The sequence below is a fragment of the Pseudomonas alkylphenolica genome, from assembly GCF_004025535.1.
GTDB lineage: Bacteria > Pseudomonadota > Gammaproteobacteria > Pseudomonadales > Pseudomonadaceae > Aquipseudomonas > Aquipseudomonas alkylphenolica_A.
Genome location: NZ_QJRG01000049.1, coordinates 682,228 through 706,514 on the forward strand (window position 1 = coordinate 682,228; position 24,287 = coordinate 706,514).

A 24,287-nucleotide genomic window follows, 5' to 3' on the forward strand; every position below is an offset into this window, starting at 1 on the left:
ATCACAGCGTGCCGTCGGCAGCCATTTGCACGTAGTCGGTGTCGAAGCGCAGCTTTAGGTTGCTCTGGTCACCGACCATCACGCCCTTGGCGAAGCGCATGCCGACGGCGCCGCTGTCCTGCGCGCTGGCGCCGAGCAAACCGTGGCTGAAGGAGAACGCAGCGACCTTTTCCATGGTGGTTGGCAGCTGCGTGCTGGTGACGAAGTCCAGGGTTGTTTGCGCGGTGGCGAACAGGTGGGTGGTGGCGAGCTGGCGCTTGAACCCGGCAAGGTCGGTACCCGAGGCTTTGGCCATGTGCTCAAGCGACGCAAGGCCTGCGGGCGAGTCTTGCGCCATCAGCGCCATGACTTCGTACCAGGCACCGGTCAGTGCCTTGCCCAGTGCCGGGTTGTCCTGCAAGGTCTGGGTGTTGACGACCATCAGGTCGAGGATTTCTCCCGGGATCTTGCTGGAGTCGAAGACCTGGGTGACCTCGGGCCGGGTGTTGATGTCGCCGAGCATCGGGTTCCAGGTGGTCACCGCCTGCACGTCATCGGTGTTGAAGGCGCCAGCGATATCGGCGTCGGAGGTGTTGACCACCTTCAGGTCGCGCTCGCGAAGCCCGGCGCTGTCCAGGGCGCGGGCCAGCAGGTAATGCGAGACCGACAGCTCGACCAGGTTGACGTCCATGCCCTTGAGGTCGGCCAGGGTTTTGCCGCTGCCCTTGATCACCACGCCGTCGTTGCCGTTGGAGAAGTCGCCGACGATCAGCGCGGTGCTGTCGACTCCACCGGCAGCCGGAATGGTCAGCGCATCCATGTTGGTCATGGTGCAGCCGTCAAACTGGCCGGCGGTGTATTGATTGATCGATTCAACGTAATCGTTGATCTGGGTGAGTTTGATGCGGATACCGTATTTGTCGGCCCATTTATCGACAACGCCCTGCGCCGCCGCGTATTCCCACGGCATCCACCCGGCGTAAATGGTCCAGCAGATATTGAAGTCGTTCTTGACGGCGGCCTTGGAAGAGAGGCTGGTCAACAGGACGATGCCTGTCAGGAACGCGGTCAGCAGTGGCTTTCGCATGGCAAGACTCCAGTTGGCGGTAGACGGTCGAGGAGCAGCGCGACCGCCCATTGCGTTGGGTGGTCTCTGTCTCCCGGGCTTTTATCCCGCCGTGTAACCTCAACTGGAGGTCGTCAGCTCTCGGTCCAGGCACTTGCCTGCGCAAGTCGGAACCCTAGCCAACCATTTACGAATTTTGGTGCGATAGCGCTCGCTACTCCTGCACGCACAGTGCTATGCCAGAGGCATGCCAGAATCGCCCGGCGTGTCGGACAACAGGCTGCAGGGCCCTGATTACGTGGCCCGCAGAAAGAGAGGTGAGGGTCGCATGACGAATGGGCTGGGTGGGTTAAACGGCCGTGGTGCGTTCAATTGGTGCGTGGCGCACCTGAAGGGAGCGCAGGGTCGGGATCGGAGTCGATCAGCGACAGCATGGGCTACGATGTACGAAACCGATTCAGGGAGGTGTCTTGATGAAAAAAATACTGTTGGGCGCGTTACTGGTTTGTGTCGCCGGGTTCGCCAATGCCGGCATTCCGTTGGTCAATGCCACGTGTCCGGGAAACATCGAAGTCCACGCTGATGAGGGTGGGCCGATTTACATCAACGGCAAGGAAGGCAAGCTGAAGAAATTCAACGATAACTATTTTGAAGCCAAGGGCAGTGGGGTCACCATCTCGTTGTCGATCAATCCCGATGGCTCGGCGAGCGTGTCGTACACCGGGAAGAACAAAGCCAACGGGATTTGCCAGGTCAAGGGATAGTCGCGAGGCGACTTGCGCTCTGGTCAGCCCTGGCCGAGCGCAAGCTTGGACTGCATTAATAGCCTCCACCTACCATGCCCCCCATATTGGGAGGAGGCTCCCTGTTTTTTTGCTGGGCGCGACTCCATTCGTTACAGGTCATGAAACTCTTGTGATCGACTTTTCCGGCGTCATCAAAGCTGACGCTGTAGGGTTGCTTTTCACCGGACTGGGTAAGCAGGTAGTCAAAGCAGGTACCGGGCACCACGCTACGCTCGGAGGCGGTCAGGGGTTTGCCGCCAATTTGCAGGACTTGTTCCTTGCTCATGCCGGTCTCGACCTTGGCGACCAAAGGCTGGCTGCGGTACACGTAGGAATCGGTCGAGCAGGCGCTTACTGCTGACAGCACGGCGATCAGCGCGAAGAGAGGTTTGTTCATGGCAGTGCTCCCGGTGGAGAGTGTCGGGAAGAAACACCAGGGGACATCAGTAAAAGTAAAGTCGATAGGGGAAGTGCCCGCAACTGTTGGCCAGGCAACAGTTGCGCAACAGCATGACCTGCGGTGGACACCGATCAGTAATCCCTTGGGATAGCTATGCTGCTGAAAATAAAAGATTTTTTGTCTTGGCACGGTAGCTGCTCTAGCTCATGTACTTGTCCTGTGGAGTACTTTGCATGAGCCAGCAACCGATCAAATTTGCCTACTGGGTACCCAACGTCAGTGGTGGTCTTGTCGTCAGCAAGATCGAACAACGCACCAGCTGGGATATCGATTACAACCGCAAGCTGGCGCAAATTGCCGAGCAGGCCGGGTTTGAGTATGCGTTGTCGCAAATCCGCTTCACCGCCGGGTACGGTGCTGACAACCAGCACGAATCGGTGACCATCAGCCACGCGTTGCTGGCCGCCACCGAAAAACTCAAGGTGATCGCCGCGATCCTGCCCGGCCCGTGGAGCCCGGCGTTGGCGGCCAAGCAATTGGCAACCATCGACCAGTTCACCCACGGCCGGGTGGCGGTCAATATCGTCTCCGGCTGGTTCAAGGGCGAGTTCCGTGCCATCGGTGAGCCGTGGCTGGACCATGACGAGCGCTATCGCCGTTCGGAAGAATTCATCCGTGCCTTGAAAGGCATCTGGACCCAGGACGACTTCACCTTTCAGGGCGACTTCTACCGCTTCCACAACTACACCCTCAAACCCAAGCCGCTGCAGCAACCGCACCCGGAGATTTTCCAGGGCGGCAGCTCACGCGCGGCGCGCGACATGGCGGCCCGGGTGTCTGACTGGTACTTCACCAACGGCAACAGTGTTGAAGGGATCAAGGCGCAGGTCGACGATATCCGCGCCAAGGCGGCGCTCAATGGTCACTCGGTCAAGGTTGGGGTCAACGCGTTCATCATCGCGCGTGAAACCGAAGAGCAGGCCCGTGCGGTACTCGAAGAGATCATCGCCAAAGCCGACCCCGAGGCCGTCAGGGGCTTTGGTGGTGAAGCCAAAAACGCCGGGGCCGCCAGCCCGGAAGGTGACGGCAACTGGGCCAAGTCGACGTTTGAAGACCTGGTGCAGTACAACGACGGGTTCAAGACCAACCTGATCGGCACACCGCAACAAATTGCCGAGCGTATCGTGGCGCTCAAGGCGGTGGGCGTCGACCTGATCCTCTCCGGCTTCCTGCACTTTCAGGAAGAAGTCGAATACTTTGGCCAACACGTATTGCCGCTGGTACGTGAGTTGGAGCAGGCCGCACTGAGTGAACAGGTGGCGGTGTGAGCTTCAATTGACACAGCGCCGGGCGATGAGCCTACCGATCGCCCGGCGCAAGGTCTTCAGTCGAGGTCGGCTGCTGCATGCCGCTCCGGCAACTGGCTGGCTTCATCGCCCCAGGTGCGGTTCACCCGTTGGCCACGCAGCACCGCGGGACGTTGGGCAATAGCCTCTGCCCAGCGCCGTACGTGGGTGTATTGCTGCACGTTGAGGAATTCGCCGGCCCCGTACAGGTTGCCGCGAACGAGCTGGCCGTACCACGGCCACACCGCGATGTCGGCAATGGTGTAGGCGTCACCGGCCAGGTAAGCGCTTTCGCTGAGGCGGCGGTCGAGCACATCCAGCTGACGCTTGGCCTCCATGGTGAAGCGGTTGATCGGGTATTCGAACTTTTCTGGCGCGTAGGCATAGAAATGCCCGAAGCCGCCGCCCAGGTAAGGCGCCGCGCCCATTTGCCAGAACAGCCAGTTCAAGGTTTCGGTGCGCCCGGCCGGATCGCTGGGCAGAAAGTGGCCGAATTTTTCTGCCAGGTACAGCAAGATCGAGCCAGATTCGAATACGCGTATCGGCGGCTCGACGCTGCGGTCCAGCAAGGCCGGGATCTTCGAGTTGGGGTTGATCTGCACAAAGCCGCTGGAGAACTGGTCACCGTCATTGATGCGGATCAGCCAGGCATCGTATTCGGCAGCGCTGCAGCCAAGCGCCAGCAGTTCCTCGAGCAGGATCGTCACTTTGACGCCGTTGGGCGTGGCCAGCGAATAGAGTTGAAGCGGGTGTTTGCCCACCGGCAGCACCTTGTCGTGGGTCGGCCCGGCCACCGGCCGGTTGATGTTGGCGAACTCGCCACCCGAAGGGGCATCATGCGTCCAGACCGTTGGGGGTACGTAAGCTGCTGCTTTGCTCATGGGGAATCCTCCTGATTGGCTGGCTGTACTGTTGCTCAGCTGTGCAGCAACTGCAAGGTACTGAGCTCGCACACCGAGGCATCGCTGGCCGCTGTGGCGCTGGTGTAGTCGACCTGGTTGTAGACCCCGCCATGGAAGTTGAAGGTTTGCGTTTTCCAGTTGCTGTTCATGCGCAGCGAGCCGGTACTGGCGCTGATGCCCTTGCATTTGGCTTCCAGGGTCAACACCCCGGCGTCACTGACCTGCACGGTGACGGCGAACACCGCGTTCAACGGCACATTGCTCAACAGGGTGACGCTGGCCGGTGCGGCCTGGTTGAAGCTTGGGCGAAAGCCATAAGTGATCTTGCCTTTGTTCCAGAACACCTTGAGCACCGGGCTGTCGTCGTCTTTGACGTGCATCTGGGCGATCACCACCTTCTGCGCGTGGTTGACCTGGGTCAGGGTCATGACCTGGTGGCAGCGATGGCGGTCGGCACTGGCCAGCGTCCAGTACTGGGCTTCTTTCCATTCGCAGCGGGTGCGGTGGGTGCTTTTGCTGGAGGCGCCCTTGGTCGGTGCGGTGAAACGCACCGAGCCGTCGGCGAGGGTGCTGATGACCTTGGGAAAACGGGCCAGCGCCTGGGCGCCGGTGAGCTCCAGGGCAACAGGCTCGGAGGCGGAGGTGGCCACCGGTGTGGTGATGATCAGCTTGTCGATGTTGACGGTCATGGGATGTTCTCCTGAACAAATGTGAGACCTGAGTGTCTGTACGTTGCGACAAAATGTGTCGCAGTCGAGGTCGAACTTATCGGCAAGCTAAATCTGCGTCAATGCTGGCAGCTAAATTAATTTAGCTACCCATGAAAAAGCCCGCACACGGCGGGCTTGTCCACTACGGCCTGATCACATGAACCAGCGGTACTCCCGGGCGCTGATGTCGTGCATGAAGGCCAGGTGGTCCTGACGCTTGTTCTCGCAGTACACCATCACGAACTCGCTGCCCAAGGCCTGGTTGACCACCGGGTGCTGGCGCATGGCGGCGACGGCACTGAGCATGTCCTTGGGAAATTCGATGCCGCTGCTGCGGTCTTCGTTGAGTGGGGCGATCGGCTCGCGGGCGGCATCCAGGCCGTGCTCCATGCCACTGAGGATGGCGGCCAGCACCAGGTACGGGTTGGCGTCGGCGCCGGCCAGGCGATGCTCGATGCGCAAGTTGCGCGGGTCGGATTCGGGGATGCGAATGCACGCATCGCGGTCCTCGAAGCCCCAGCTCGCGCGGCTGGCGGCATTGACCATGGCGCCGTAGCGGCGGGTGGCGTTGTGGTTGGCGGCGAAGATCGGCATGCAGTGCGGCAGCAGCTCCAGGCAGCCGGCTACCGCATGGCGCAGGGGTTGCTGCTGATCAGCGGCGAGCAGGTTGTTGCCGTCGCGGTCATACAGGCTGACATGCACGTGCATGCCGCTGCCTGGTGCGTCGAGGTAGGGCTTGCTCATGAAGCTGGCACGCATGCCGTGCTTGAGTGCCACGCCGCGTGTGCTGCGGCAGAACAGCGCGGCCCAGTCTGCGGCACGCAAGCCGTCGTCGCAGTGGCCGAAGTTGATTTCGAACTGGCCGGGGCCCAGTTCGGCGGTGATGACGTTGGCGTCCACTCCTTGTTCGTTGGCCGCCTCGACCATTTCGCGCAACACATCGGAGTACCGCGACAGGCGTTCGATATGCATGTTCGGCTGATCGTCGGGGTCATCGCTGAACGGGTCGCGGGGGAACTGCGGCAGGCCGTCCTTGAGGGTGCGGTCGAACAGGTAAAACTCCAGCTCGAACGCCACCACCGGGCGAATGCCGCGTTTTTCCAGGCGTTTGAGCACCTGGGCGAGTACCTCCCGAGGCTCGAACTCGATGGGGGCCGAGGTGCCGTCGGAACTGATCAGCATTTGCCCCAGTGGCTGGTTTTCCCAGCGCACCGGCTTCAGCGTACCGGGGATCAAACGCCGTGGTGCATCCGGGTCACCGTCGTTGAAGCAGTAGTCGCCGATCGGGAACAGCCCGCCTTGCACGCCCAGCAACACACAGTTCTGCGGGAGTTTCAGCGGGCTGCCGGCGGCGACTTTTTCAAGCATGTCGATGGGGTAGCGCTTGCCATAGAAATGCCCGGGAATGTCCAGGCTGATCAAGTCGACATAACGCACCTGAGGATGCTTGGCGCGAAACGCGCGAACTTCACTAAGCAGATCAGGGCAGTCATTTGTTGTTGTCATTACGTGCGATCCTGCGGCTTGTTTTCAACGGAATACCCAGAGCACCCGGGTCGTGTGTTCGGTAAGGTTGGCGTAGCGGAACTGGCTGTGCGGCGGTAGCTGAAAGCTGTCGTTGACCCCCAGCGTGACGGGCTCAAGGTTGTCGTCGAGCCAGATGCTCAGCTCGCCTTCGAGGACAAAGCCGCCTTGCTCGGAGCTGTCATCGAGGTGGCCTTCACCGCTGCTGGCACCGGGTGCCAGCAGGCTTTCGAGCATCGAAAAGCCGCCGGTGAGCTTGGGCGAGACCAGCACGTCGGTGATGCCGCTGGCGTAATAGAGCGTGCGCCGCTCGCCAGGACGGGTCACCCAGTCGACTTCCCGCGGCTTGCTCAGGTTGTAGAAGTAGGTGGTGGGCACATCCAGGGTTTCGCTGATGGCGGTCAGGTCGGCCACGGTCGGGCGCGACAGGCCACGTTCCACCTGGGACAGAAAGCCCACCGAGCGGTCGATGCGCTGGGCCAGTTCGCCCAGCGTCAGGTTGCGGTGTTTGCGCAGGTCACGGATCAGGATCGCCAGGCCTTCGATTTCATCCTGCATGTCCATGGAGCTGTCCTCTCAAAGGTTGTCTCGCAGGCGGTACCAGGCCTTGGCCGCGGCTTCCAAGGGGGCAGCGAGCAAATCGCCGCCGGGGAAGCGGCCGTTGTCGATGGCCTGGTACAACGCCAGCAAATCGGTGTCGCCAAGGATGGCATCGCTGACGGCGCGGGCGCCAGCCAGGGTCGGCAGTACGCCGTGCCCGGAAAAGCCCTGCAGCCAGTAGCGCTGGCCGCTGCGGCCAATGTCCGGCGTGCGCCGCAGGCTGCAATCGATGTGCCCGCCCCAGGCGTGCTCGATGGCAACGCCGCGCAATTGCGGGAAGGCGCGCTCGAGCACCGGTCGGGTGGCCGCCGCGACATCTTCGGGAATGCCGCCCAGGTAGGTGCAGCCGCCGCCGAACAACAGGCGGTGGTCCGGGGTCAGGCGGAAATAGTCGGGTACGAACTGGTTGTCGATCACGCAGCTGTTACGTGGCAGCAGCGAACGGGCCAGGGCCGGGTCCAGGGGCGCGGTGGCCACCTGGTAAGAGCCCACCGGCAGCAGGCGGCGCGACAGTTGCCGGTCGAGGCGGTCGATATAGGCATTGCAGGCCAGTACCAGCACATCGCTGCGCACTTCGCCGTGTTCGGTACGGGCGACGAAACCGTTGGCGGTTTCGCGATAGCTGAGCACCCGGGTCTGTTCGTACAGGCGCCCGCCGGCTTCCTCGATGGCAGTAGCCAGGCCCTGGGCCAGTTTCAGCGGGTTGAGGTGCGCGCCTTCGGGGTCGTACAGCGCTGCCTGGTAGCGTGGGCTGTCGATCCACTCGGGGAGTTCTTCACGTTCGATCAGGCGCAGCTTGTCGTAGCCCCATTTTTCCACGGCCTCGCGCTGGGCCTCGCGCAGCATGCCGACGCGGCGGGGCAGCACGGCGGTCCACAGGCTGCCTGGCCGGTAGTCGATGTCGAAGTCATGGTGGCCGGGGAGGTCGCGCATTTCTTCGGCGGCCCAGCACATGCTGTCCCAGAGACGGCGGGTACGCTCCTGGCCCAGGGACTTTTCCAGCGGCCCCATGTCGCACGACCAACCCAGCAAGGCCTGCCCGCCGTTGCGCCCGGACGCTGCCCAGGCGACCCGGCTGGCTTCGAGCACGGTGACCCGTTTACCCGCCAGAGCCAGGCGCAGGGCCGTGTGCAGGCCGCTGAAACCGGCACCGATGATCAGCACTTCGGTGTCGAGCGAGGTGTTCAGGGTTGGGCGCAGGGGCAGGGGGCGGGGGAAGGTTTGTGCGTAGTAGCTGGCGACATGCTGAGCGGACTGCTTGAACATGACGGGCCTCGTGAATTTTTATTGGTATATTTTCATGAAAAACTACCAGATAAATTTCACGGTTCCAACCCCCACGTTTTGCCTGAATTTCCGTAGGAGCGGATTTATCCGCGAAAGGACTGCAGTGCGGCCTTTCGCGGATAAATCCACGCCTACAGCCGCCGTGCGTTCCACACGAGCAACACCCGCGCCTGAATATGTAGCTTCTCCAGCGCCGCGCCCTCAATCATCAACGGCGGATACAACGGATTATCCGAAATCATCCGCAACCCCCCGCCCGTCATGCGTTGCAAGCGCTTGACGAACAGATCGCCCTCCAGGCTGAACACATACACCGCATCAGTGCGCACCTCGTTGACGCCACGGTCCACCAGCAGCGCATCGCCGTCATTGAACGTACCGGCCATGCTGTCGCCGTCGCCGCAGATGATCGCCAGGTTATTCAGCCCCGAATAACTGATGCCCTGGCTGCGCAGCCAGTCCTGGTGCACGGTCAGGTCGCGGATCACCTCGACATGCCCGGGCGGTGTGGTGCCGTTGCCCATGGAGCCACGAATATCGAAATGGGGAATGGTGACAAAGCCTGTCGGCAGGGCCGGGTCGACCAGCGGCACCTGGCCCTGCAGCACATCCATCCAGCCCCCGGGCAGGCCTTCGGCCGCTTCGATGCGGCGGGCCACTTCGTCACCGAGGTTCTTTTCGGTCTTGTGCGACAGGATCTGGCTCAGGTGAGCCGGGTTGATGCCCCAGCGTTCTGCGCAGGCAGCCTTGCGCTGGCTGCCGATCAGTTGCAGCAGGTTGGTTTTACGGATGTCGTGGATGTTCATGGGCGCCGGCTGCCAGTATTTAGCTCTGTGCTAAACAGGCTAAACCAAAAGCGCCCACAGACAAAACCCGCTTATTGCACTTGCAGGCGCTGGGCCTGGGCCTTGAACAGGCGTTGACGCAGCAGGTCGTAGGCCCAGTTGTAGGCCATGGTGTAGGGCAGCATGAAGACGAAGAAGCCGATCTCCAGCATGAACGCCTGCACCAGCGACAAGTTCAGCATCAGCGCGGCAATCGGCACGCCGATGACGATAAAGCCGGTTTCGAAGCCACCGGCATGCAGGGCCCGGACCTTGACGCTGCGGGCCACCTTGTCCGCTGGCCAGAGGCGATCGAACACAGCGTTGTAGAGCATGTTCCAGAGCATCGCCACGCTCGACAGCACCAGGGTCAGGGCGCCCACTTCCAGCACCGAGCGGTTCATCAGCCAGGCGCCGATCGGGGCGCAGATCAGTACGGCAATGGCTTCGAAACCTACGGCGTGGACGACACGCTCGGCGAAAGTTTTGTTGGACGCAATCATGACAACACCTGGGTGGTTGGTTTTGATGGGGTGATTGTCATCGGTTTTATGCGTATGTTAAAAATGGATTCCATCGATAAAAGCGATAGACGACATGCGTTACTCACCCGAAGCGCTGCACGCCTTCGTCGAAGCGGTCGCGTTGGGCTCGTTCTCGGCGGCGGCGCGCAAATTGCGCAAAAGCCAGTCCACGGTCAGTGCGGCGATTGCCAACCTTGAGGCCGACCTTGGCGTCAGCCTGTTCGATCGGCAGAGCCGCCAGCCGGTGTTGACCGAGGCCGGGCGCAAGGTGCTGGGCCATGTGCAGGAGATTCTGGCGGCCAGCGAACGCCTCGACGCGTTGAGCATTCGTCTGGCCGACAATGTCGAGCCGCGCCTGACCATCGTCCTCTCGGACATGTACCAGCTCACCCCGGACAACCAGGTCATGCGCCAGTTCGAGCAGCGCTATCAGGACATCGAGCTCGAATGCATGATTGCCGAGGCGGGGGATGTCCTGAGCCTGTTGCAAAGCGGGCGGGCGCACCTGGGGCTGCTCGCGGCGCAACCGGTGTACCCGCCGGACATCGCCACCCGGCGCTTGCCCCACCAGGCGCAGATGGGCATTTTCGTTGCCCGCGCGCACCCGCTGGCGGCACTGCAGCAGCCGACTCAGGCGAGCCTGGCCAGCCATCGTCAGCTGTACCTCAATACCTACGCCGACAGCGAGTACAAGCCGCAAGGGCGGGTGTGGTCGGCGCCGGATTACCTGTTGCTACTGGAAATGACCGAACAGGGGTTCGGCTGGGCCGAACTGCCCCACGGGCTGGTGCAGCAATATGGGCATGGCCAGCTGGTGGAATTGCGCCTGGATGGCTGGCCGCGACCGATCGCCGTGGATGCGGCCTGGTCGCGGCTGACCCCGCCGGGGCCGGCGGGGTTGTGGTTGCTGGACTGGCTAGGCCGTGAGGGCTAGCAGCATCCTCGTCATTGCTCGAGTATCTCTATTTGATGAATATGTTTGGTCAAATTGCCCGGGTTTGCCTGAAGCGTCATGCCTTCCGGCACAGCGTGAACCTTCCCAGTCAACGTAGGCACATCGAAGTCACCACGATATGAAGTGCTGATATAGGTATGCCAGGCGAAGGCATTACCCAATCGTAACGTTGCACCTGCGGTCATGTTGGTTACTTTGGCAGACCAGACTTTATGCGCCCAATTCGCTCCGCATTCCTCTTCGATCAAGGTAACGCGCTTCGCAGGTTGAATATCGAATGTACATCTGTTGCCTTGCATGTTGGCATTGTCAAACACGGTGATACTCATCGGCATCGGTGGATAGAAATTTTCTACCGTGGTTCGGTAGTTATCAAACTGCCGCGCAACATCATGATTTTGAACGGTGCCTATGGGTACACCCTGATATTCCAGGCGCGGATTGGAAAAATAGGGAATCGCACCATGTGAAGTGACCTGGATGGTATGGAAGTTCGGCGAACGATGCCGATAGCCATGATTGAAGTATTTGGTTGGGTCCGGTACCTCCAGCCCATGGCCGCCCCCCAGGTTATGACCCAGCTCATGCGCCAAAGCGACTGTGCAACTGATCGTGCTGTATCCCGTTGCTTTGGTCGACCATCCAAAAGCGTTTCCGCATACCGCACCGTTGGTGTTGAACAGAGAAACCAAATCAGCTCTGAGCGCATCGCGGTGGACATAAACTTCTCGTGCCAGCGCTGTGTTGGGGCCCTTCATTTCATAAAGCATCGCCCCCTGACTTTTGTTCGCGTCGCTATAGTCCGGGTCGAAAAAGCCGGCCAGTTCGTACGTCAACGGAACGTGACTGTTGATCAGGTACTGGTTGGCGTTTTGCAACGCTTGTACTAATGCTGCGCGGTAGTTTGGTGAGGCTGCACGTCGCTCATTGGTCGTCACGAAAAGCACTCTGATAGTGCTATGAGCGGGTTTCTGCGCCTGGTTCGACGCCGCTGTCTGCACTGTATTCGCCTCCAGAACCGGCTCCCCATTGGGCGGCATTCTGGACGCATCGACTTTGATCAATACATGGCGGCCAGCGCCGATAGGCTCCAGTCGATAAAGTTGCCCTTTGATGTGGATATCCCCGGTCAGTTCATCGCCATCGCGGACCAATGAAATCCAGTTGAAGGGATCGAAGTCCACTTCCACGGCAGAAGTGAAGCGCTGCTTTCGCTCCGATGCCACATCTCCAATCCATCCGGACATTGCCGCGACGTCACTGAAGCGCGTGAGGTCAAAGTGGACGACGTCACCCTCAGGTGACGGAACCGATAGCGCATGGTTGCCCGCATCAATCAGTGCTGGATTCACCTGTACCTCCCAGACCTTTTCCGTGGAAGGTGCATCCAGCAACGCAGAAAGCGAGGGATAGATGCCTTGTGTCGATACAAGCTTATGCATCGCCTGTGTATCTGCAGTGGGGCGTTCAAACAACATTGCAGCCGTCCCTGTTACATCCATTGCAGCGTGAGAAGAGGGCGTGCAGGCCGTCAGTAGCAAAGTTGCCACCATCAAAAATTCAGACTTCCATTTACCGGGCATCATGACGTTGAGTCTCGTGAAGGGTTGAGACTTCATTGAATGCAGTTTTATACGCCCGACCAACTGGCATAACTATTAGTTGCCCTGCAAACATTTTCAACATGTATGGCCAGCTGGTGGAGTTGCGCCTCGATGGCTGGCCGCGACCGATCGCCGTGGATGCGGCCTGGTCGCGGCTGACCCCGCCGGGGCCGGCGGGGTTGTGGTTGCTGGGCTGGCTAGGCCGTGAGGGCTAGCAGCATCCTCGTCACTGCTCGAGTATTTCTATTTGACTAATACGTTTGGTCAAATTGCTCGGGTTTGGCTGAAGCGTCATGCCTTCCGGCACATCGTGAACCTTCCCAGTCAACGTAGGCACATCGAAGTCACCACGATAAGAAGTGCTGATATAGGTATGCCAGGCGAAGGCATTACCCAATCGCAACGTTGCACCTGCGGTCATGTTGGTTACTTTGGCAGACCACACTTTATTCGTCCAATTCGCTCCGCATTCCTCTTCGATCAAGGTAACGCGCTTCGCAGGTCGGATATCGAATGTACATCTGTTGCCTTGCATTTCGATGTCTTCAAACACTGAGGTGGATAGAAATTTTCTACAGTGTCTCGGTAGTCATCAAACTGACGCGCGACATCATGGTTTTGAACGGTGCCTATGGGTATGCCCTGATATTCCAGGCGCGGATTGGAAAAATAGGGAATCGCACGATCTGAATTGACCTGGATGGTATGGAAGTTTGGCGAACGATGCCGATAGCCATAATGGTAGTGTTTGTCTGGGTCCGGTACCTCCAGCCCATGGGCGGCCCCCAGGTTATGACCCAGCTCATGCGCCAACGCGCTTGAGCAACTGATCGTGCTGTATCCCCTTTCTTTGGTCGACTTGCGAAAAGCGTTTCCGCATACCGCATAGTTGGTGTTGTACAGAGAAACCAGGTTAGCTTTGAGTGCGTCGCGGTAGACATAGACTTCTCGTGCCAGCGCTGTGTCGGGGCCCGCCACTTCATTAAGCATCGTTCCCTGACTTTTATTCGCGTCGCTATAGTCCGGGTCGAAAAAGCCGGCCAGTTCGTACGTCAATGGTACGTCACTGTTGATCAGGTACTGGTTGGCGTTTTGCAAGGCTTGTACTAATGCTGCGCGGTAGTTTGGTGAGGCGGCACGTCGCTCATTGGTTGTCACGAAAAGCACTTTGATAGTGCTATGAACGGACTTCTGCGCCTTGTTCGACGCCGCTGTCTGCACTGTATTCGCCTCCAGAACCGGCTCACCATCGGGCGGCATTCCGGACGCATCGACTTTGATCAATACATGGCGGCCAGCGCCGATAGGCTCCAGTCGATAAGGTTGCCCTTTGATGTGAATATCCCCGGTCACTTCATCGCCATCGCGGACCAATGAAATCCAGTTGAAGGGATCGAAGTCCACTTCCGCGGCAGAAGTGAAGCGCTGCTTGCGGTCCGATGCCACATCTCCAATCCATCCGGACATTGCCGCGACGTCACTGAAGCGCTTGAGGTCAAAGCGGACAACGTCTCCCTCAGGTGGCGGGACCGATAGTGCATGGTTACCCGCTTCAATGAGTGCATGGTTGACCTTTACCTCCCAGGCCTTTTCCGTGGAAGGTGCATCCAGTAACGCAGAAAGCGAGGGGTAGATGCCTTGTGTCGACATAAGCTTTTGCATCGACTGCGGATCTGCTGTGGGCCGTTCAAACAACATTGCAGCCTTCCCTGTTTCATCCATTGCAGCGTGAGAGGAGGGCGTGCACGCCGTCAGCAGCAAAGCTGCCACCATCAAAAATTCAGACTTCCATTTATTGGGCATCATGACGTTGAGTCTCGTGAAGGGTGAGACTTCATTGAATGCAGTTTTTTACGCCCGACCAACTGGCATAACTGTTAGTTGCCCTGAAAACATTTTCAACCTGTGCTTGGTTCGGTATGACGTGTATGTGCGCGAGCCCTGCTTCAACACGGCTGTGCCTGATCGTATGCCTCGCCGCCGGACATCGCCACCCGGCGCTTGCCCCACCCGGCGCAGATGGGCTTTTTGTTGCCCGCGCGCACCCGTTGGCGGCACTGCAGCAGCCGACTCAGGCGAGCCTGGCCAGCTATCGTCAGCTGTACCTCAATACCTACGCCGACAGCGAGTACAAGCCACAAGGGCGGGTGTGGTCGGACCGGATTACCTGCTGCTACTGGAAATGACCGAACAGGGGTTCGGCAGGGCCGAACTGCCCCACGGGCTGACCCCGCCGGGGCCGGCGGGGTTGTGGTTGCTGGACTGGCTAGGCCGTGAGGGTTTGCACCATCCTCGTCACTGCTCGAGTATTTCTATTTGACTAATACGTTTGGTCAAATTGCCCTGGTTTGCCTGAAGCGTCATGCCTTCCGGCACATCGTGAACCTTCCCAGTCAACGTAGGCACATCGAAGTCACCACGATAGGAAGTGCTGATATAGGTATGCCAGGCGAAGGCATTACCCAATCGCAACGTTGCACCTGCGGTCATGTTGGTTACTTTGGCAGACCACACTTTATGCGTCCAATTCGCTCCGCATTCCTCTTCGATCAAGGTAACGCGCTTCGCAGGTTGAATATCGAATGTACATTTGTTGCCTTGCATGTTGATATTGTCAAACACTGAGACTCTCATCAAAATCGATGGATAGAAATTTTCTACCGTGTCTCGGTAGTCATCAAACTGACGCGCAACATCATGGTTTTGAACGGTGCCTATGGGTACACCCTGATATTCCAGGCGCGGATTGGAAAAATAGGGAATCGCACGATCTGAATTGACCTGGATGGTATGGAAGTTTGGCGAACGATGCCGATAGCCATAATTGTAGTGTTTGTCTGGGTCCGGTACCTCCAGCCCATGGGCGGCCCCCAGGTTATGACCCAGTTCATGCGCCAAAGCGCTTGTGCAACTGATCGTGCTGTATCCCCTTTCTTTGGTCGACTTGGTAAAAGCGTTTCCGCATATCGCCCTGTCGGTGTTGAACAGCGAAACCAGGTTGGCTTTGAGTGCGTCGCGGTGGACATAGACTTCTCGTGCCAGCGCTGTGTCGGGGCCCGCCACTTCATTAAGCATCGTCCCCTGACTTTTGTTCGCGTCGCTATAGTCCGGGTCGAAAAAGCCAGCCAGTTCGTACGTCAACGGCACATGACTGTTGATCAGGTACTGGTTGGCGTTTTGCAACGCTTGTACTAATGCTGCGCGGTAGTTTGGTGAGGCTGCACGTCGCTCATTGGTGGTCACGAAAAGCACTTTGATAGTGCTATGAGCGGGTTTCTGCGCCTTGTTCGAAGCCGCTGTCTGCACTGTATTCGCCTCCACAACCGGCTCACCATCGGGCGGCATTCCGGACGCATCGACTTTGATCAATACATGGCGGCCAGCGCCGATAGGCTCCAGTCGATAAAGTTGCCCTTTGATGTGGATATCCCCGGTCACTTCATCGCCATCGCGGACCAATGAAATCCAGTTGAAGGGATCAAAGTCCACTTCCGCGGCAGAAGTGAAGCGCTGCTTGCGGTCCGATGCCACATCTCCAATCCATCCGGACATTGCCACGACGTCACTGAAGCGCTTGAGGTCAAAGCGGACGACGTCACCCTCAGGTGGCGGGACCGATAGTGCATGGTTACCCGCATCAATGAGGTCATGATTGACCTTTACCTCCCAGGCCTGTTCCGTGGAAGGTGCATCCAGTAACGCAGAAAGCGAGGGATAAATGCCTTGTGTCGACATGAGCTTTTGCATCGACTGCGGATCTGCTGTGGGTCGTTCAAACAACATTGAAGCCTTCCCGCTTTCATCCATTGCAGCGTGAGAAGAGGGCGTGCACGCCGTCAGTAGCAAAGCTGCCACCATCAAAAATTCAGACTTCCATTTACCGGGCATCATGACGTTGAGTCTCGTGAAGAGTTGAGACTTCATTGAATGCAGTTTTATACGCCCGACCAACTGGCATGACTATTAGTTGCCCTGCAACCATTTTCAACCTGTGCATGGTTCGGTATGACGTGTAGGGGCGCGAGCCCAGCTTCAACACGGCTGTGCCTGATCGTATGCCTTGCGCAAGCGTTCACGGCTGTTTGTAAGGTGCAGTCGCATGGCCGCCCGCGCAGCATCCGGATCCCGGCGGGCGATTGCCATGTAGATCGCCTCGTGCTCGTCAATCAGACGGGCCTGGTAGTGGTCGGGATCGCTGGGTGTCAGCAAGGCCGCGTTCAGGCGGGTTCTGGGCAGCAGGCCGGGGCCGAAATGCGAGAGGATGTCGGTGTAGTAGCGATTACCGGTCGCCAGGGCAATCTGGTAATGAAAGCGGAAGTCCGAGGCCACCCTGTCGCTTGGGTGAGTCGCTTGCCTGAACGCCTCCAGCGCCTGGCGCAACAGCTCGATAGCGGCGTCGCTGCAACGGCTGGCAGCCAGCCCGGCGGCCTCCATTTCCAGGCTGGCACGAAACTCCAGCACGTCGATCATGTCGCGCAAGGTGGCGATGGTTGCCGGGTCGACACACAGGCCATGGCTGTTGTGGCTGCCAAGCACAAAGGTGCCAACGCCCTGTCGGGTTTCCACCAGCCCGGCCGCTTGCAACCGCGAGATCGCCTCGCGTACCACCGTACGGCTGACCTGATACGTCGCCATCATTTGTGATTCGGTTGGCAGCTTCTCACCGCGCGTGATCAGTGCTTCGCTGATCTGCCGGGAAAGTTCGGCGACCAGGGTGCGGGAAAGACTCTGGCGCTTGCGGCGAGGAGCGGGCTGTTCACGGATGTCGATCATGGGGCAGGGCATCAGGCTGATGGCGACGCCGCATTATAGGCAGCAGGCCGACCCCGAACGGGCAACAGAATCCATCTCGAATGGCACAAAGCAGTTATCTGTTTTGCGTCACCCGGAACCCGTTCTGCAGCCAGGCACGGCATGCCCGCCGGGTTTTTCGGCAGGCGCTTGAGCGTCTTGTTTTATAGATATCTGTATTAGGCCCGCTCGCGTAGCTCACCCAAAGTGCACTTCATACACTCCGGCTCAACACGATCCGGAGGTTCCCATGGACGCTGCAGATTCTATAAACATCGACAAGATTGAAGTCTCCACCCCCTTTCTTCGCGACGCCGACATCGCCGAGCTGGCTCAGTGGCCAAAGGTGATTGCGGCACTGGCACAGGCGTATGCCATGCCAATCAAACCGGCCATGGTGCCAGCGCGCATCATGGCCCGCGGCGAAGGCTTCTGGTTGCGCAGCCTTTGCGCCGTTTCGCCGTCGGGTGAGTACATGGGCTGCAAGCTGATCGCCGCGTCGCCGAAGATTCGCCGCGCCAGCTACCTCATCTCCCTGTTCGACCAGCGGACCATGGAGCTGGCGGCATTGGTTGACGGTAACCGCATCACCGACCTGCGCACTGCCGCCACGGCCGTGGTCGCCGCCAATGCCGTCATCCCCGAAGGTACTCTGCGTGTCGGTGTGATCGGTTCCGGCTCGGTCGCCAAGAGCCTGTTGACCGCCTTGCTATCGGTGCGCGAGGTGACCCTGGCGCGGGTGTTCAGCCCGACCCCGGCAAGTCGCGAGAAATTCGCCAGCGCTTTCCAAGCGTCTCACAGCCTGCAGCTGGAAACTGTCGACAACGCCCAGGCCGCTATCGATGGCGTCGACATCGTTGTCTGCGCCGCGCGCAGCCGCGACGAGTCGCCGGTGCTGCTCGGTGAGTGGCTGCAACCGGGGATGGTGGTGCTGTCCGTGGGCTCGACCTTGCCGGAACAGCGCGAGGTCGATGCCACCGCCATGGCCCGGGCCAACCTGATCATCGCCGACATGCCCGAAGAAGTCCTGCATGAAACCGGCGACGCCCTGGTTGCCACCCGTGATGGCGTGGACGTTGCGGGCAAGACGGTCGGGCTCGCGCAAGTGGTGTCCGGCGAGGTACCGGCACGCCGCTCGGCCAGCGACATCGTGATCTACAAATCGGTCGGCACGGCGCTGCAAGACGTCGTCACCGCCGAAATGCTGCTGCGCGAAGCGCTGGCCAGCAATCGCTTTCAACTCATCCCTGCGGGCGTCGTGACGATCGACCGCTGAAGCACTCATCCAAGGAGAACAACAATGGCCAACTACAAACGCAGCGATGCCCGTGCCTGGGCAAATGAAATGCTGGTGGGTTGCTCGGGGGTGACCATTCCCAGCTACAGCGCGGACCTCAAGCGCCTGAACGAACAAGGCATCCGCCATGACATCCAGAAGCTGGTGGACCTGGGCTTCACCTACACCTTGCTGTGCACCGAAGTGGCGATCACCCCGCAGGAGAACGCACAGTTCACCGCGTGGGCCAAAGAGACGGCCGGCGACAAGCTCGGGCTGTTCTTCCACGCCGGTTTCGGCACGCTGGCCGAGAACATTGAAGCGCTGGCCCTGGCCGAAAAAGCGGGCGCAGACATCGTACTGCTGTCTTACCCCTCCAACTTCTGGCCGACCAGCGAGCAGGAGATCTACGACTACACCAAGGCAGTGTGCGATGCCACCGACCTCGCGGTGATGCTCTTCCCGATCCCGTTGTGGGGCTTTGAGCGTGTGCACCCGCAAGGCATGTCGCCGGCGTTGATCCGCCGCCTGATCGACGACTGTCCGAACATTGTCGCGATCAAAGCCGAGCAGGGTTTCCCGCATGTCGCCGGGTTGATCGAGACCTATCACCGCTTTGCCGATGAAGTGCTGATCAGCTGCCCGATCGAGAGCGATGTGATCCCGCTGATGAAGTTCATGGACATGCAGTTCTCCGGCACCAGTTACACCCAGTGGATGGGCGATCACTTCCCCAAGACCTTCGACCTGGCGCGCAACGGCCAGTGGGAAGAGGCCATGCAGCTGCACTGGCAGGTGCAACCGGCACGCGGCGCGGTGGGCGCGGCCACCGGTGCCTACATGCCGGGCTCCAACTACATCAACCGTGCGCACTGGAAATACATGGACTGGCTGGCCGGTTTCAACGGCGGGCCGCTGCGTGCGCCGGGCGGGCGTATTCCGGATCGCTTGATGAAGGTGCTGCGTCAGGGCCTGGTGGCGTCGAAACTCGAATGCACCTCGGACGATGACAGCCAGTTCCTGATTGGCCGATTCCCTTGCTGAGGCGCCGCCGATGAGCATGCAATTGTTGAAAGACCCGACATTGTGGCGCCAGGGCGCCTTCATCAACGGCGAATGGGTCGAGCAGACCGCGCATGGCACCTACGCCGTTCGCAACCCGGCGAACGGTCAGGTACTGGTTGAGTTGCCGGTGTGCAAAGAGGCTCAGGCAGAGTTCGCCGTCGAGTCTGCCCACGAGGCCTTTACCCGCTGGAGCAAAGTGCCGGCCAAACAGCGTGCCGAGATCATCAGCCAGTGGTACCGCCTGGTGGTCGAAAACAAGGAAGACCTGGCCACCCTGATTACCCTGGAGGAGGGCAAGCCGCTGGCCGAGGCCCGTGGCGAGATCGACTACGCCGCGTCCTTCCTGCAGTGGTTTGCCGAAGAGGCAAAACGCATTCGCGGCGATGTGATCCCGGCACCGAAGGACACCCAGCGCATTATCGCGCTCAAGCAGCCTATCGGTGTGTGCGCGGCGATCACCCCGTGGAACTTCCCGGCGGCAATGATTACCCGCAAGGCCGGTCCGGCGCTGGCCGCCGGTTGTTCGATGGTGGTCAAGCCGGCCAGCCAGACACCGCTGACCGCGTTGGCGCTGGCAGAACTTGCGCGCCGTGCCGGGGTACCGGCCGGGGTGTTCAGTGTGCTCACCGGCAACGCAACGCGGGCCACCGGCAATGTCCTGACCGGTCACCGCCTGGTGCGCAAGATCACCTTCACCGGCTCCACCGAAGTGGGCCGCGTGTTGCTTGCGCAGTCTGCCGAGACCATCAAGAAGTGCTCGATGGAGCTGGGCGGGAATGCACCGCTGGTGGTCTTCGATGACGCTGATCCGGACCTCGCGGTGGAGGGCATCCTCAATGCCAAGTTCCGCAACACCGGGCAGTCCTGCATCGCCGCCAACCGGGTGTTCATCCAGGACGGTATCTACGATGAGCTCGCCGAACGCCTGGCCCTGCGCACCCTTGAGCTGAAGGTCGGCAACGGCCTTGAGCCCGGGGTGCAGATCGGCCCGATGATCGATGCTGCCGCTGTGGCCAAGGTCGAGGAGCAGTTGCGCAATGCGGTGGCCGGAGGCGCCCGTGTGCTCGCCGGTGGTCAGCGTCATGCGCTGGGCGGTGCCTTCTACGAACCGACCGTTATCGCCGATGTGACGCTGCAGATGACCATCGCCCGTGACGAAACGTTCGGCCCGGTGATGCCGTTGCTGCGTTTCGGCAGTGAAGCCGAGGTCGTCGCCATGGCCAACGACACCGACTTCGGCCTGGCGGCCTACCTGTTCAGTCGCGACGCCGCGCGCATCTGGCGCACGGCCGAAGCCCTGGAAACCGGCATGGTCGGCATCAATACCGGGCTGATCTCCAGCGAAGTCGCGCCGTTCGGCGGGATCAAGCAGAGCGGCCTCGGCCGCGAGGGCTCGCACTACGGTATCGATGAGTTCCTCGAGATCAAGTACCTGTGCTGGGACGGTGTAAATCCCATGTGACACCCGGCAACCCCTGGCCCGCGGCATGACGATGCGGCGGGCCGCTTCACCGCAACGTGGCTCCCAGAACAATCATAAAAGCAGGTAGTGCCATGACATATCGTCAGAAGAAGTGTGCTCGTTTGCCCGTCGCCCTTGGTATCGTCCTTGCGGTCGGCGCCTTGTCTCCCAGCAAGAGCTGGGCGACGTTCAGCTGGGAATCGGCCGATGGCCTGAAACTCGACTGGAACAATGCGTTGCGGTACTCGGCGATGTTCCGGGTCGACAAGCGCGACAGTGAACTGTTGTCCAATCCCAACCTGGACGACGGCGACCAGAATTTCAGCACCGGGCTGGTGTCCAATCGCGGCGAGCTGTTCAGCGAGCTGGACCTTGTCCATCCCGATGGCATCGGTGCACGGGTGAGTGCCAGCGCCTGGTACGACACCGTCTACAACCGTGACAACGACAACCCCGGGGTGGCCGGCGGTGCTTATCCCAATCAGCTTTCCAGCGCGCCGGATGAATTCACCGACTCCACCCGCGACCAGCATGGCCGCGATGTCGAGTTGCGCGACGCCTTTGTGTTCGGCCGCTTGCAACTGGGTGGCACCGAACTGAGCGGGCGGCTTGGCCAGCATTCGCTGGTGTGGGGCGAAAGCCTGTTCTTCGCCAACAACGCAATCGCCGGTGCACAAAGCCCGTTCGATACCACCCGCCTGCTGGATGACCCGACCGCCGAGGCCAAGGAGTTTGTGCTGCCGGTGCCGCAGGTGTCGGCGCAATGGCAACTGAGCGACACCCTGTCGATCGGTGCGTATTACCAGTTCCGCTACGTGCATAACCGTATTCCAGGCTCCGGGAGTTACTTCTCGGTGTCGGATATCGTCGGCGCTGGCGCCGAGCGGCTGGTGCTCGATCCGGCCACCGGGTTGTCTGCGCCGAAGGAGTCGGACCGCGATGCCAAGGATTCCGGTCAGTTCGGCCTGCAGCTGCGCTGGCAGGTGGGCGAGTTCGACCTGGGCTTCTATGCGCTGCAGTTTCATGACAAGGACTTCCAGCAGGTTACCCGGATGGGGCAGCCGTTCGGTCCCTTTGGCCCGGTGTTGCCTACGGGTTACTACCTGGCCTATCAGGAAGACACCCAGCTGTATGGCTTCAGTGCCAGCCGCAGCTTCGGCGACCTGAACCTCGCGCTGGAGGCGTCCATCCGCAAGGATCAGTCGCTGGCGACCACGCACGCGGTGGATACCTCGGCACTGGGCGGCGCCGTGCCGGACAATCGTGATCATCCCGCCTATGCAGTGGGCGATACCGCGCACATCAACGTCTCGACCATCTGGACGGTGCCGCGTACGGCGTTGTGGAACGAAGCGAACCTGGCTGCCGAAGTGGCCTGGACCCGTCTGCTCAAGTGCAAGCAGAACTGCGACGACAGTGTCGCCGGTGCCGCCGCGCTTGATCCGAACATCACCCGCGACGCCTGGGCGATGCGCGCGGTGTTCGAACCCATGTACCGCCAGGCCCTGCTCGGTTGGGACATCAGCGTACCGATGGGCGTCGGCTTTACCCCCAACGGCTCGCGTAACGCCCTGGGCCCCTCGGCCGTACCGGCAGAGAACGGCGGCGATTTCACCATTGGTGTCAGTGGCCTGTACATGAACGCCTGGGACCTGAACCTGGCCTACACGCGCTTCTTCGGATCGGCCGGCAGCTTCCTGGATGAGAGCAATTCCTACAGCTACAAGCAGGCCCGTGCTGACCGCGATTTCATCGCTTTCACCGTGCGCCGCAGCTTTTGACCAGTCCGTTTAACAACAAGAACGAGGAAACCATCATGAACAAGGTTATTGCCTTGGGACAAGGGTTGGCACTGTTGGCCTGCGCCATCGCCTTGCCGCTGCATGCCGCGGTGCCGGCCGACCAGGCCCAGCGGTTGAAAACCGACCTGACGCCCACCGGTGCCGAGAAGGCGGCTAACGCTGACGGCTCGATCCCGGCCTGGACCGGCGGCCTGACCACGCCAACACCCGGCGATGTGCCGGGTGGGCGGCGCGGCGATCCGTTCAAGGATGACAAACCGCAGTTTTCGATCACGGCACAGAACATGGCGCAGTACGCCGGCAACCTCAGCGACGGGGTGCAGGCGATGCTCAAGAAGTACCCGGACTATCGCCTGGATGTCTACCCGACCCGCCGTTCCGCGGCGGCGCCGCAATGGGTGTATGACAACACCTTCGCCAACGCAACCCGCGGCACCCTTGAAAACGGCGTGCCCCAGGGCGTTTACGGCGGTATTCCCTATCCGATCCCGCAAAGCGCCGAGGAGGTGATGTGGAATCATGTGCTGCGCTGGCGCGGCGCGCGCTTCCAGCACTTCAACAACTGGTACCAGATTCTCGCCGATGGCCGCGCGGTGCTGGTGACCGATGCCGAGATCAACGAGCAACTGCCGTATTACGACAAGAACAGCACCCTTGAGCAGTTCCAGAGCCAGGGCAAGCCGTTCTGGCAGGTGGCGATCCGCAACATCGGCCCGCCGCTGCGAGCGGGTGAGGCGCTGTTGGCGCATGAATACCTGGACCCGGACAAGCTGCAGACCTGGGTCTACCTCAAGGGCCAGCGGCGTGTGCGCAAGCTGCCCAATGGCTGCTGCGATACGCCGACGCCCGCCGCTGCCGGGGTGATGACCTTTGACGAGATGTACACCTGGACCGGGCGCATGGACCGCTTTGACTGGAAGATGATCGGCAAGAAGGAGCTGTTCATCCCCTACAACGCCAACCGCACCCTGCAACCGACCAAGGACGAGGAGATGCTCAAGGGCAATTTCCTCAATCCCGACCATGTGCGCTGGGAAAAGCACCGGGTGTGGGTGGTCGAGGCGAACGTGCGCGCCGGCCAGCGCCATCAGGCCGCCAAGAGCCGTTACTACTGCGACGAAGACACCTGGATCTGCGTGCTGGCAGACCGCTGGGATGCCAACGGCCAGTTGTGGCGCACCTTGTGGTCGCAGGTGGTGGTGGTGCCAGAGCTGCCAGGTTCGGCGATTGCCTCCTTTGGCTACAACGACCTGCAAACGGGCACCGCGTTTGTCGCTCAGCTGAACAACAGCAAGCCCAAGCACTACCTGCTCAAGGAAATCGACAACGACAAGGTGTTCTCACCGGACGGTCTGGCCGGTAGCAGCGTGCGCTGATTCTGCGCA

23 protein-coding genes, 1 pseudogene and 1 riboswitch are annotated in these 24,287 nt (G+C 60.4%); of the genes and pseudogenes, 10 read left to right on the forward strand and 14 right to left on the reverse strand.

Going from position 1 to position 24,287, the window contains the following annotated elements:
* Nucleotide 1: 1 nt before the first annotated feature.
* Entirely contained in the window at nucleotides 2-1,066 is a 1,065-nt protein-coding gene (locus DM813_RS26755; RefSeq protein WP_128326393.1) for a putative urea ABC transporter substrate-binding protein, read from the reverse strand.
* A 68-nt stretch (nucleotides 1,067-1,134) separates the two neighbouring features.
* Nucleotides 1,135-1,235, reverse strand: a riboswitch (guanidine-I (ykkC/yxkD leader).
* Nucleotides 1,236-1,518: 283 nt separating this feature from the next.
* Here DM813_RS26755 and DM813_RS26760 point away from each other — a divergent pair.
* Nucleotides 1,519-1,809 (forward strand): hypothetical protein, encoded by a 291-nt coding sequence (locus tag DM813_RS26760; protein ID WP_128326394.1) that lies wholly within the window; start codon nucleotides 1,519-1,521, stop codon nucleotides 1,807-1,809.
* 55 nt (nucleotides 1,810-1,864) lie between these two features.
* Here DM813_RS26760 and osmE read toward each other — a convergent pair whose 3' ends face one another.
* Entirely contained in the window at nucleotides 1,865-2,227 is a 363-nt protein-coding gene (gene osmE / locus DM813_RS26765) for an osmotically-inducible lipoprotein OsmE (RefSeq protein ID WP_128326395.1), read from the reverse strand.
* A gap of 236 nt (nucleotides 2,228-2,463) precedes the next feature.
* On the opposite strand from osmE, the gene sfnG reads away from it, so the two are divergent.
* Entirely contained in the window at nucleotides 2,464-3,558 is a 1,095-nt protein-coding gene (gene sfnG / locus DM813_RS26770; RefSeq protein WP_128326396.1) for a dimethylsulfone monooxygenase SfnG, read from the forward strand.
* Between the two features lie 56 nt (nucleotides 3,559-3,614).
* On the opposite strand, the gene yghU is transcribed toward sfnG, so the two are convergent.
* The 7 genes from yghU to DM813_RS26805 form a co-directional block, all read right to left on the reverse strand.
* Entirely contained in the window at nucleotides 3,615-4,457 is an 843-nt protein-coding gene (gene yghU / locus DM813_RS26775) for a glutathione-dependent disulfide-bond oxidoreductase (protein WP_128326397.1), read from the reverse strand.
* Between the two features lie 35 nt (nucleotides 4,458-4,492).
* Complete coding sequence (locus DM813_RS26780) at nucleotides 4,493-5,167, reverse strand: polysaccharide lyase family 7 protein (protein WP_128326398.1); 675 nt, start codon at nucleotides 5,165-5,167, stop codon at nucleotides 4,493-4,495.
* Between the two features lie 174 nt (nucleotides 5,168-5,341).
* Nucleotides 5,342-6,694, reverse strand: coding sequence for a glutamine synthetase family protein (locus DM813_RS26785; protein ID WP_128326399.1), 1,353 nt, complete (start codon nucleotides 6,692-6,694; stop codon nucleotides 5,342-5,344).
* Between the two features lie 24 nt (nucleotides 6,695-6,718).
* Complete coding sequence (locus DM813_RS26790; protein ID WP_128326400.1) at nucleotides 6,719-7,276, reverse strand: helix-turn-helix domain-containing protein; 558 nt, start codon at nucleotides 7,274-7,276, stop codon at nucleotides 6,719-6,721.
* A 12-nt stretch (nucleotides 7,277-7,288) separates the two neighbouring features.
* Complete coding sequence (locus tag DM813_RS26795) at nucleotides 7,289-8,578, reverse strand: NAD(P)/FAD-dependent oxidoreductase (protein WP_128326401.1); 1,290 nt, start codon at nucleotides 8,576-8,578, stop codon at nucleotides 7,289-7,291.
* Between the two features lie 152 nt (nucleotides 8,579-8,730).
* Entirely contained in the window at nucleotides 8,731-9,405 is a 675-nt protein-coding gene (locus DM813_RS26800) for a S24 family peptidase (protein ID WP_128326402.1), read from the reverse strand.
* Between the two features lie 71 nt (nucleotides 9,406-9,476).
* Entirely contained in the window at nucleotides 9,477-9,926 is a 450-nt protein-coding gene (locus DM813_RS26805; protein WP_128326403.1) for a multidrug/biocide efflux PACE transporter, read from the reverse strand.
* Between the two features lie 94 nt (nucleotides 9,927-10,020).
* On the opposite strand from DM813_RS26805, the gene DM813_RS26810 reads away from it, so the two are divergent.
* Nucleotides 10,021-10,881, forward strand: a complete 861-nt coding sequence (locus DM813_RS26810) for a LysR family transcriptional regulator (RefSeq protein WP_128326404.1) — start codon at nucleotides 10,021-10,023, stop codon at nucleotides 10,879-10,881.
* A gap of 11 nt (nucleotides 10,882-10,892) precedes the next feature.
* Here DM813_RS26810 and DM813_RS26815 read toward each other — a convergent pair whose 3' ends face one another.
* Nucleotides 10,893-12,488: a zinc-dependent metalloprotease family protein gene (locus tag DM813_RS26815; RefSeq protein WP_164897300.1), complete on the reverse strand. Its 1,596-nt coding sequence runs from the start codon at nucleotides 12,486-12,488 to the stop codon at nucleotides 10,893-10,895.
* A 104-nt stretch (nucleotides 12,489-12,592) separates the two neighbouring features.
* Here DM813_RS26815 and DM813_RS26820 point away from each other — a divergent pair.
* Nucleotides 12,593-12,721 (forward strand): annotated as a pseudogene (locus DM813_RS26820) (LysR family transcriptional regulator); the annotation flags it as partial.
* A gap of 11 nt (nucleotides 12,722-12,732) precedes the next feature.
* Here DM813_RS26820 and DM813_RS26825 read toward each other — a convergent pair.
* Complete coding sequence (locus tag DM813_RS26825; RefSeq protein ID WP_128326406.1) at nucleotides 12,733-12,990, reverse strand: hypothetical protein; 258 nt, start codon at nucleotides 12,988-12,990, stop codon at nucleotides 12,733-12,735.
* Nucleotides 12,987-14,312, reverse strand: a complete 1,326-nt coding sequence (locus DM813_RS26830; protein WP_128326407.1) for a reprolysin-like metallopeptidase — start codon at nucleotides 14,310-14,312, stop codon at nucleotides 12,987-12,989. The genes DM813_RS26825 and DM813_RS26830 overlap by 4 nt, the downstream gene beginning before the upstream one ends.
* A gap of 242 nt (nucleotides 14,313-14,554) precedes the next feature.
* Here DM813_RS26830 and DM813_RS28565 point away from each other — a divergent pair, with 242 nt between their 5' ends.
* Nucleotides 14,555-14,692: a hypothetical protein gene (locus DM813_RS28565; RefSeq protein WP_206617434.1), complete on the forward strand. Its 138-nt coding sequence runs from the start codon at nucleotides 14,555-14,557 to the stop codon at nucleotides 14,690-14,692.
* A gap of 109 nt (nucleotides 14,693-14,801) precedes the next feature.
* Here the strand turns inward: DM813_RS28565 and DM813_RS26840 are convergent, their stop codons facing one another.
* Nucleotides 14,802-16,397 carry a zinc-dependent metalloprotease family protein gene (locus DM813_RS26840; protein ID WP_164897301.1) on the reverse strand — a complete coding sequence of 532 codons (1,596 nt, stop codon included), beginning with the start codon at nucleotides 16,395-16,397 and terminating at the stop codon, nucleotides 14,802-14,804.
* Nucleotides 16,398-16,538: 141 nt separating this feature from the next.
* A complete protein-coding gene (locus tag DM813_RS26845) occupies nucleotides 16,539-17,279 on the reverse strand; it encodes a FadR/GntR family transcriptional regulator (RefSeq protein WP_128326409.1) in 741 nt (246 codons plus the stop codon).
* Between the two features lie 268 nt (nucleotides 17,280-17,547).
* Between DM813_RS26845 and DM813_RS26850 the strand changes: the two genes are divergently transcribed.
* The 5 genes from DM813_RS26850 (at nucleotide 17,548) to DM813_RS26870 (ending at nucleotide 24,278) form a co-directional block, all read left to right on the forward strand.
* Nucleotides 17,548-18,573, forward strand: a complete 1,026-nt coding sequence (locus DM813_RS26850; protein ID WP_128326410.1) for an ornithine cyclodeaminase family protein — start codon at nucleotides 17,548-17,550, stop codon at nucleotides 18,571-18,573.
* Between the two features lie 24 nt (nucleotides 18,574-18,597).
* On the forward strand, nucleotides 18,598-19,617 hold the full coding sequence (locus DM813_RS26855) for a dihydrodipicolinate synthase family protein (RefSeq protein ID WP_128326411.1): 1,020 nt from the start codon (nucleotides 18,598-18,600) through the stop codon (nucleotides 19,615-19,617).
* A 10-nt stretch (nucleotides 19,618-19,627) separates the two neighbouring features.
* A complete protein-coding gene (locus DM813_RS26860) occupies nucleotides 19,628-21,100 on the forward strand; it encodes an NAD-dependent succinate-semialdehyde dehydrogenase (RefSeq protein WP_128326412.1) in 1,473 nt (490 codons plus the stop codon).
* Between the two features lie 92 nt (nucleotides 21,101-21,192).
* A complete protein-coding gene (locus DM813_RS26865; protein WP_128326413.1) occupies nucleotides 21,193-22,881 on the forward strand; it encodes a DUF1302 domain-containing protein in 1,689 nt (562 codons plus the stop codon).
* Between the two features lie 35 nt (nucleotides 22,882-22,916).
* Nucleotides 22,917-24,278, forward strand: coding sequence for a DUF1329 domain-containing protein (locus DM813_RS26870; RefSeq protein ID WP_128326414.1), 1,362 nt, complete (start codon nucleotides 22,917-22,919; stop codon nucleotides 24,276-24,278).
* The last annotated feature ends 9 nt before the right edge of the window (nucleotides 24,279-24,287 follow it).

Excerpts from the sequence above, each read along its gene's own strand:
- DM813_RS26860 (WP_128326412.1), top strand. The coding sequence starts at position 19,628 with ATGAGCATGCAATTGTTGAAAGACCCGACATTGTGGCGCCAGGGCGCC.
- DM813_RS26805 (WP_128326403.1), bottom strand. The coding sequence starts at position 9,926 with ATGATTGCGTCCAACAAAACTTTCGCCGAGCGTGTCGTCCACGCCGTA.
- DM813_RS26840 (WP_164897301.1), bottom strand. The coding sequence starts at position 16,397 with ATGATGCCCGGTAAATGGAAGTCTGAATTTTTGATGGTGGCAGCTTTG.
- DM813_RS26850 (WP_128326410.1), top strand. The coding sequence starts at position 17,548 with ATGGACGCTGCAGATTCTATAAACATCGACAAGATTGAAGTCTCCACC.
- DM813_RS26810 (WP_128326404.1), top strand. The coding sequence starts at position 10,021 with ATGCGTTACTCACCCGAAGCGCTGCACGCCTTCGTCGAAGCGGTCGCG.
- DM813_RS26785 (WP_128326399.1), bottom strand. The coding sequence starts at position 6,694 with ATGACAACAACAAATGACTGCCCTGATCTGCTTAGTGAAGTTCGCGCG.
- DM813_RS26755 (WP_128326393.1), bottom strand. The coding sequence starts at position 1,066 with ATGCGAAAGCCACTGCTGACCGCGTTCCTGACAGGCATCGTCCTGTTG.
- sfnG (WP_128326396.1), top strand. The coding sequence starts at position 2,464 with ATGAGCCAGCAACCGATCAAATTTGCCTACTGGGTACCCAACGTCAGT.
- DM813_RS26815 (WP_164897300.1), bottom strand. The coding sequence starts at position 12,488 with ATGATGCCCGGTAAATGGAAGTCTGAATTTTTGATGGTGGCAACTTTG.
- DM813_RS26870 (WP_128326414.1), top strand. The coding sequence starts at position 22,917 with ATGAACAAGGTTATTGCCTTGGGACAAGGGTTGGCACTGTTGGCCTGC.
- DM813_RS26830 (WP_128326407.1), bottom strand. The coding sequence starts at position 14,312 with ATGATGCCCAATAAATGGAAGTCTGAATTTTTGATGGTGGCAGCTTTG.
- DM813_RS26780 (WP_128326398.1), bottom strand. The coding sequence starts at position 5,167 with ATGACCGTCAACATCGACAAGCTGATCATCACCACACCGGTGGCCACC.
- DM813_RS26845 (WP_128326409.1), bottom strand. The coding sequence starts at position 17,279 with ATGATCGACATCCGTGAACAGCCCGCTCCTCGCCGCAAGCGCCAGAGT.
- yghU (WP_128326397.1), bottom strand. The coding sequence starts at position 4,457 with ATGAGCAAAGCAGCAGCTTACGTACCCCCAACGGTCTGGACGCATGAT.
- DM813_RS26800 (WP_128326402.1), bottom strand. The coding sequence starts at position 9,405 with ATGAACATCCACGACATCCGTAAAACCAACCTGCTGCAACTGATCGGC.
- DM813_RS26865 (WP_128326413.1), top strand. The coding sequence starts at position 21,193 with ATGACATATCGTCAGAAGAAGTGTGCTCGTTTGCCCGTCGCCCTTGGT.
- DM813_RS26760 (WP_128326394.1), top strand. The coding sequence starts at position 1,519 with ATGAAAAAAATACTGTTGGGCGCGTTACTGGTTTGTGTCGCCGGGTTC.
- osmE (WP_128326395.1), bottom strand. The coding sequence starts at position 2,227 with ATGAACAAACCTCTCTTCGCGCTGATCGCCGTGCTGTCAGCAGTAAGC.
- DM813_RS26790 (WP_128326400.1), bottom strand. The coding sequence starts at position 7,276 with ATGGACATGCAGGATGAAATCGAAGGCCTGGCGATCCTGATCCGTGAC.
- DM813_RS26855 (WP_128326411.1), top strand. The coding sequence starts at position 18,598 with ATGGCCAACTACAAACGCAGCGATGCCCGTGCCTGGGCAAATGAAATG.
- DM813_RS26795 (WP_128326401.1), bottom strand. The coding sequence starts at position 8,578 with ATGTTCAAGCAGTCCGCTCAGCATGTCGCCAGCTACTACGCACAAACC.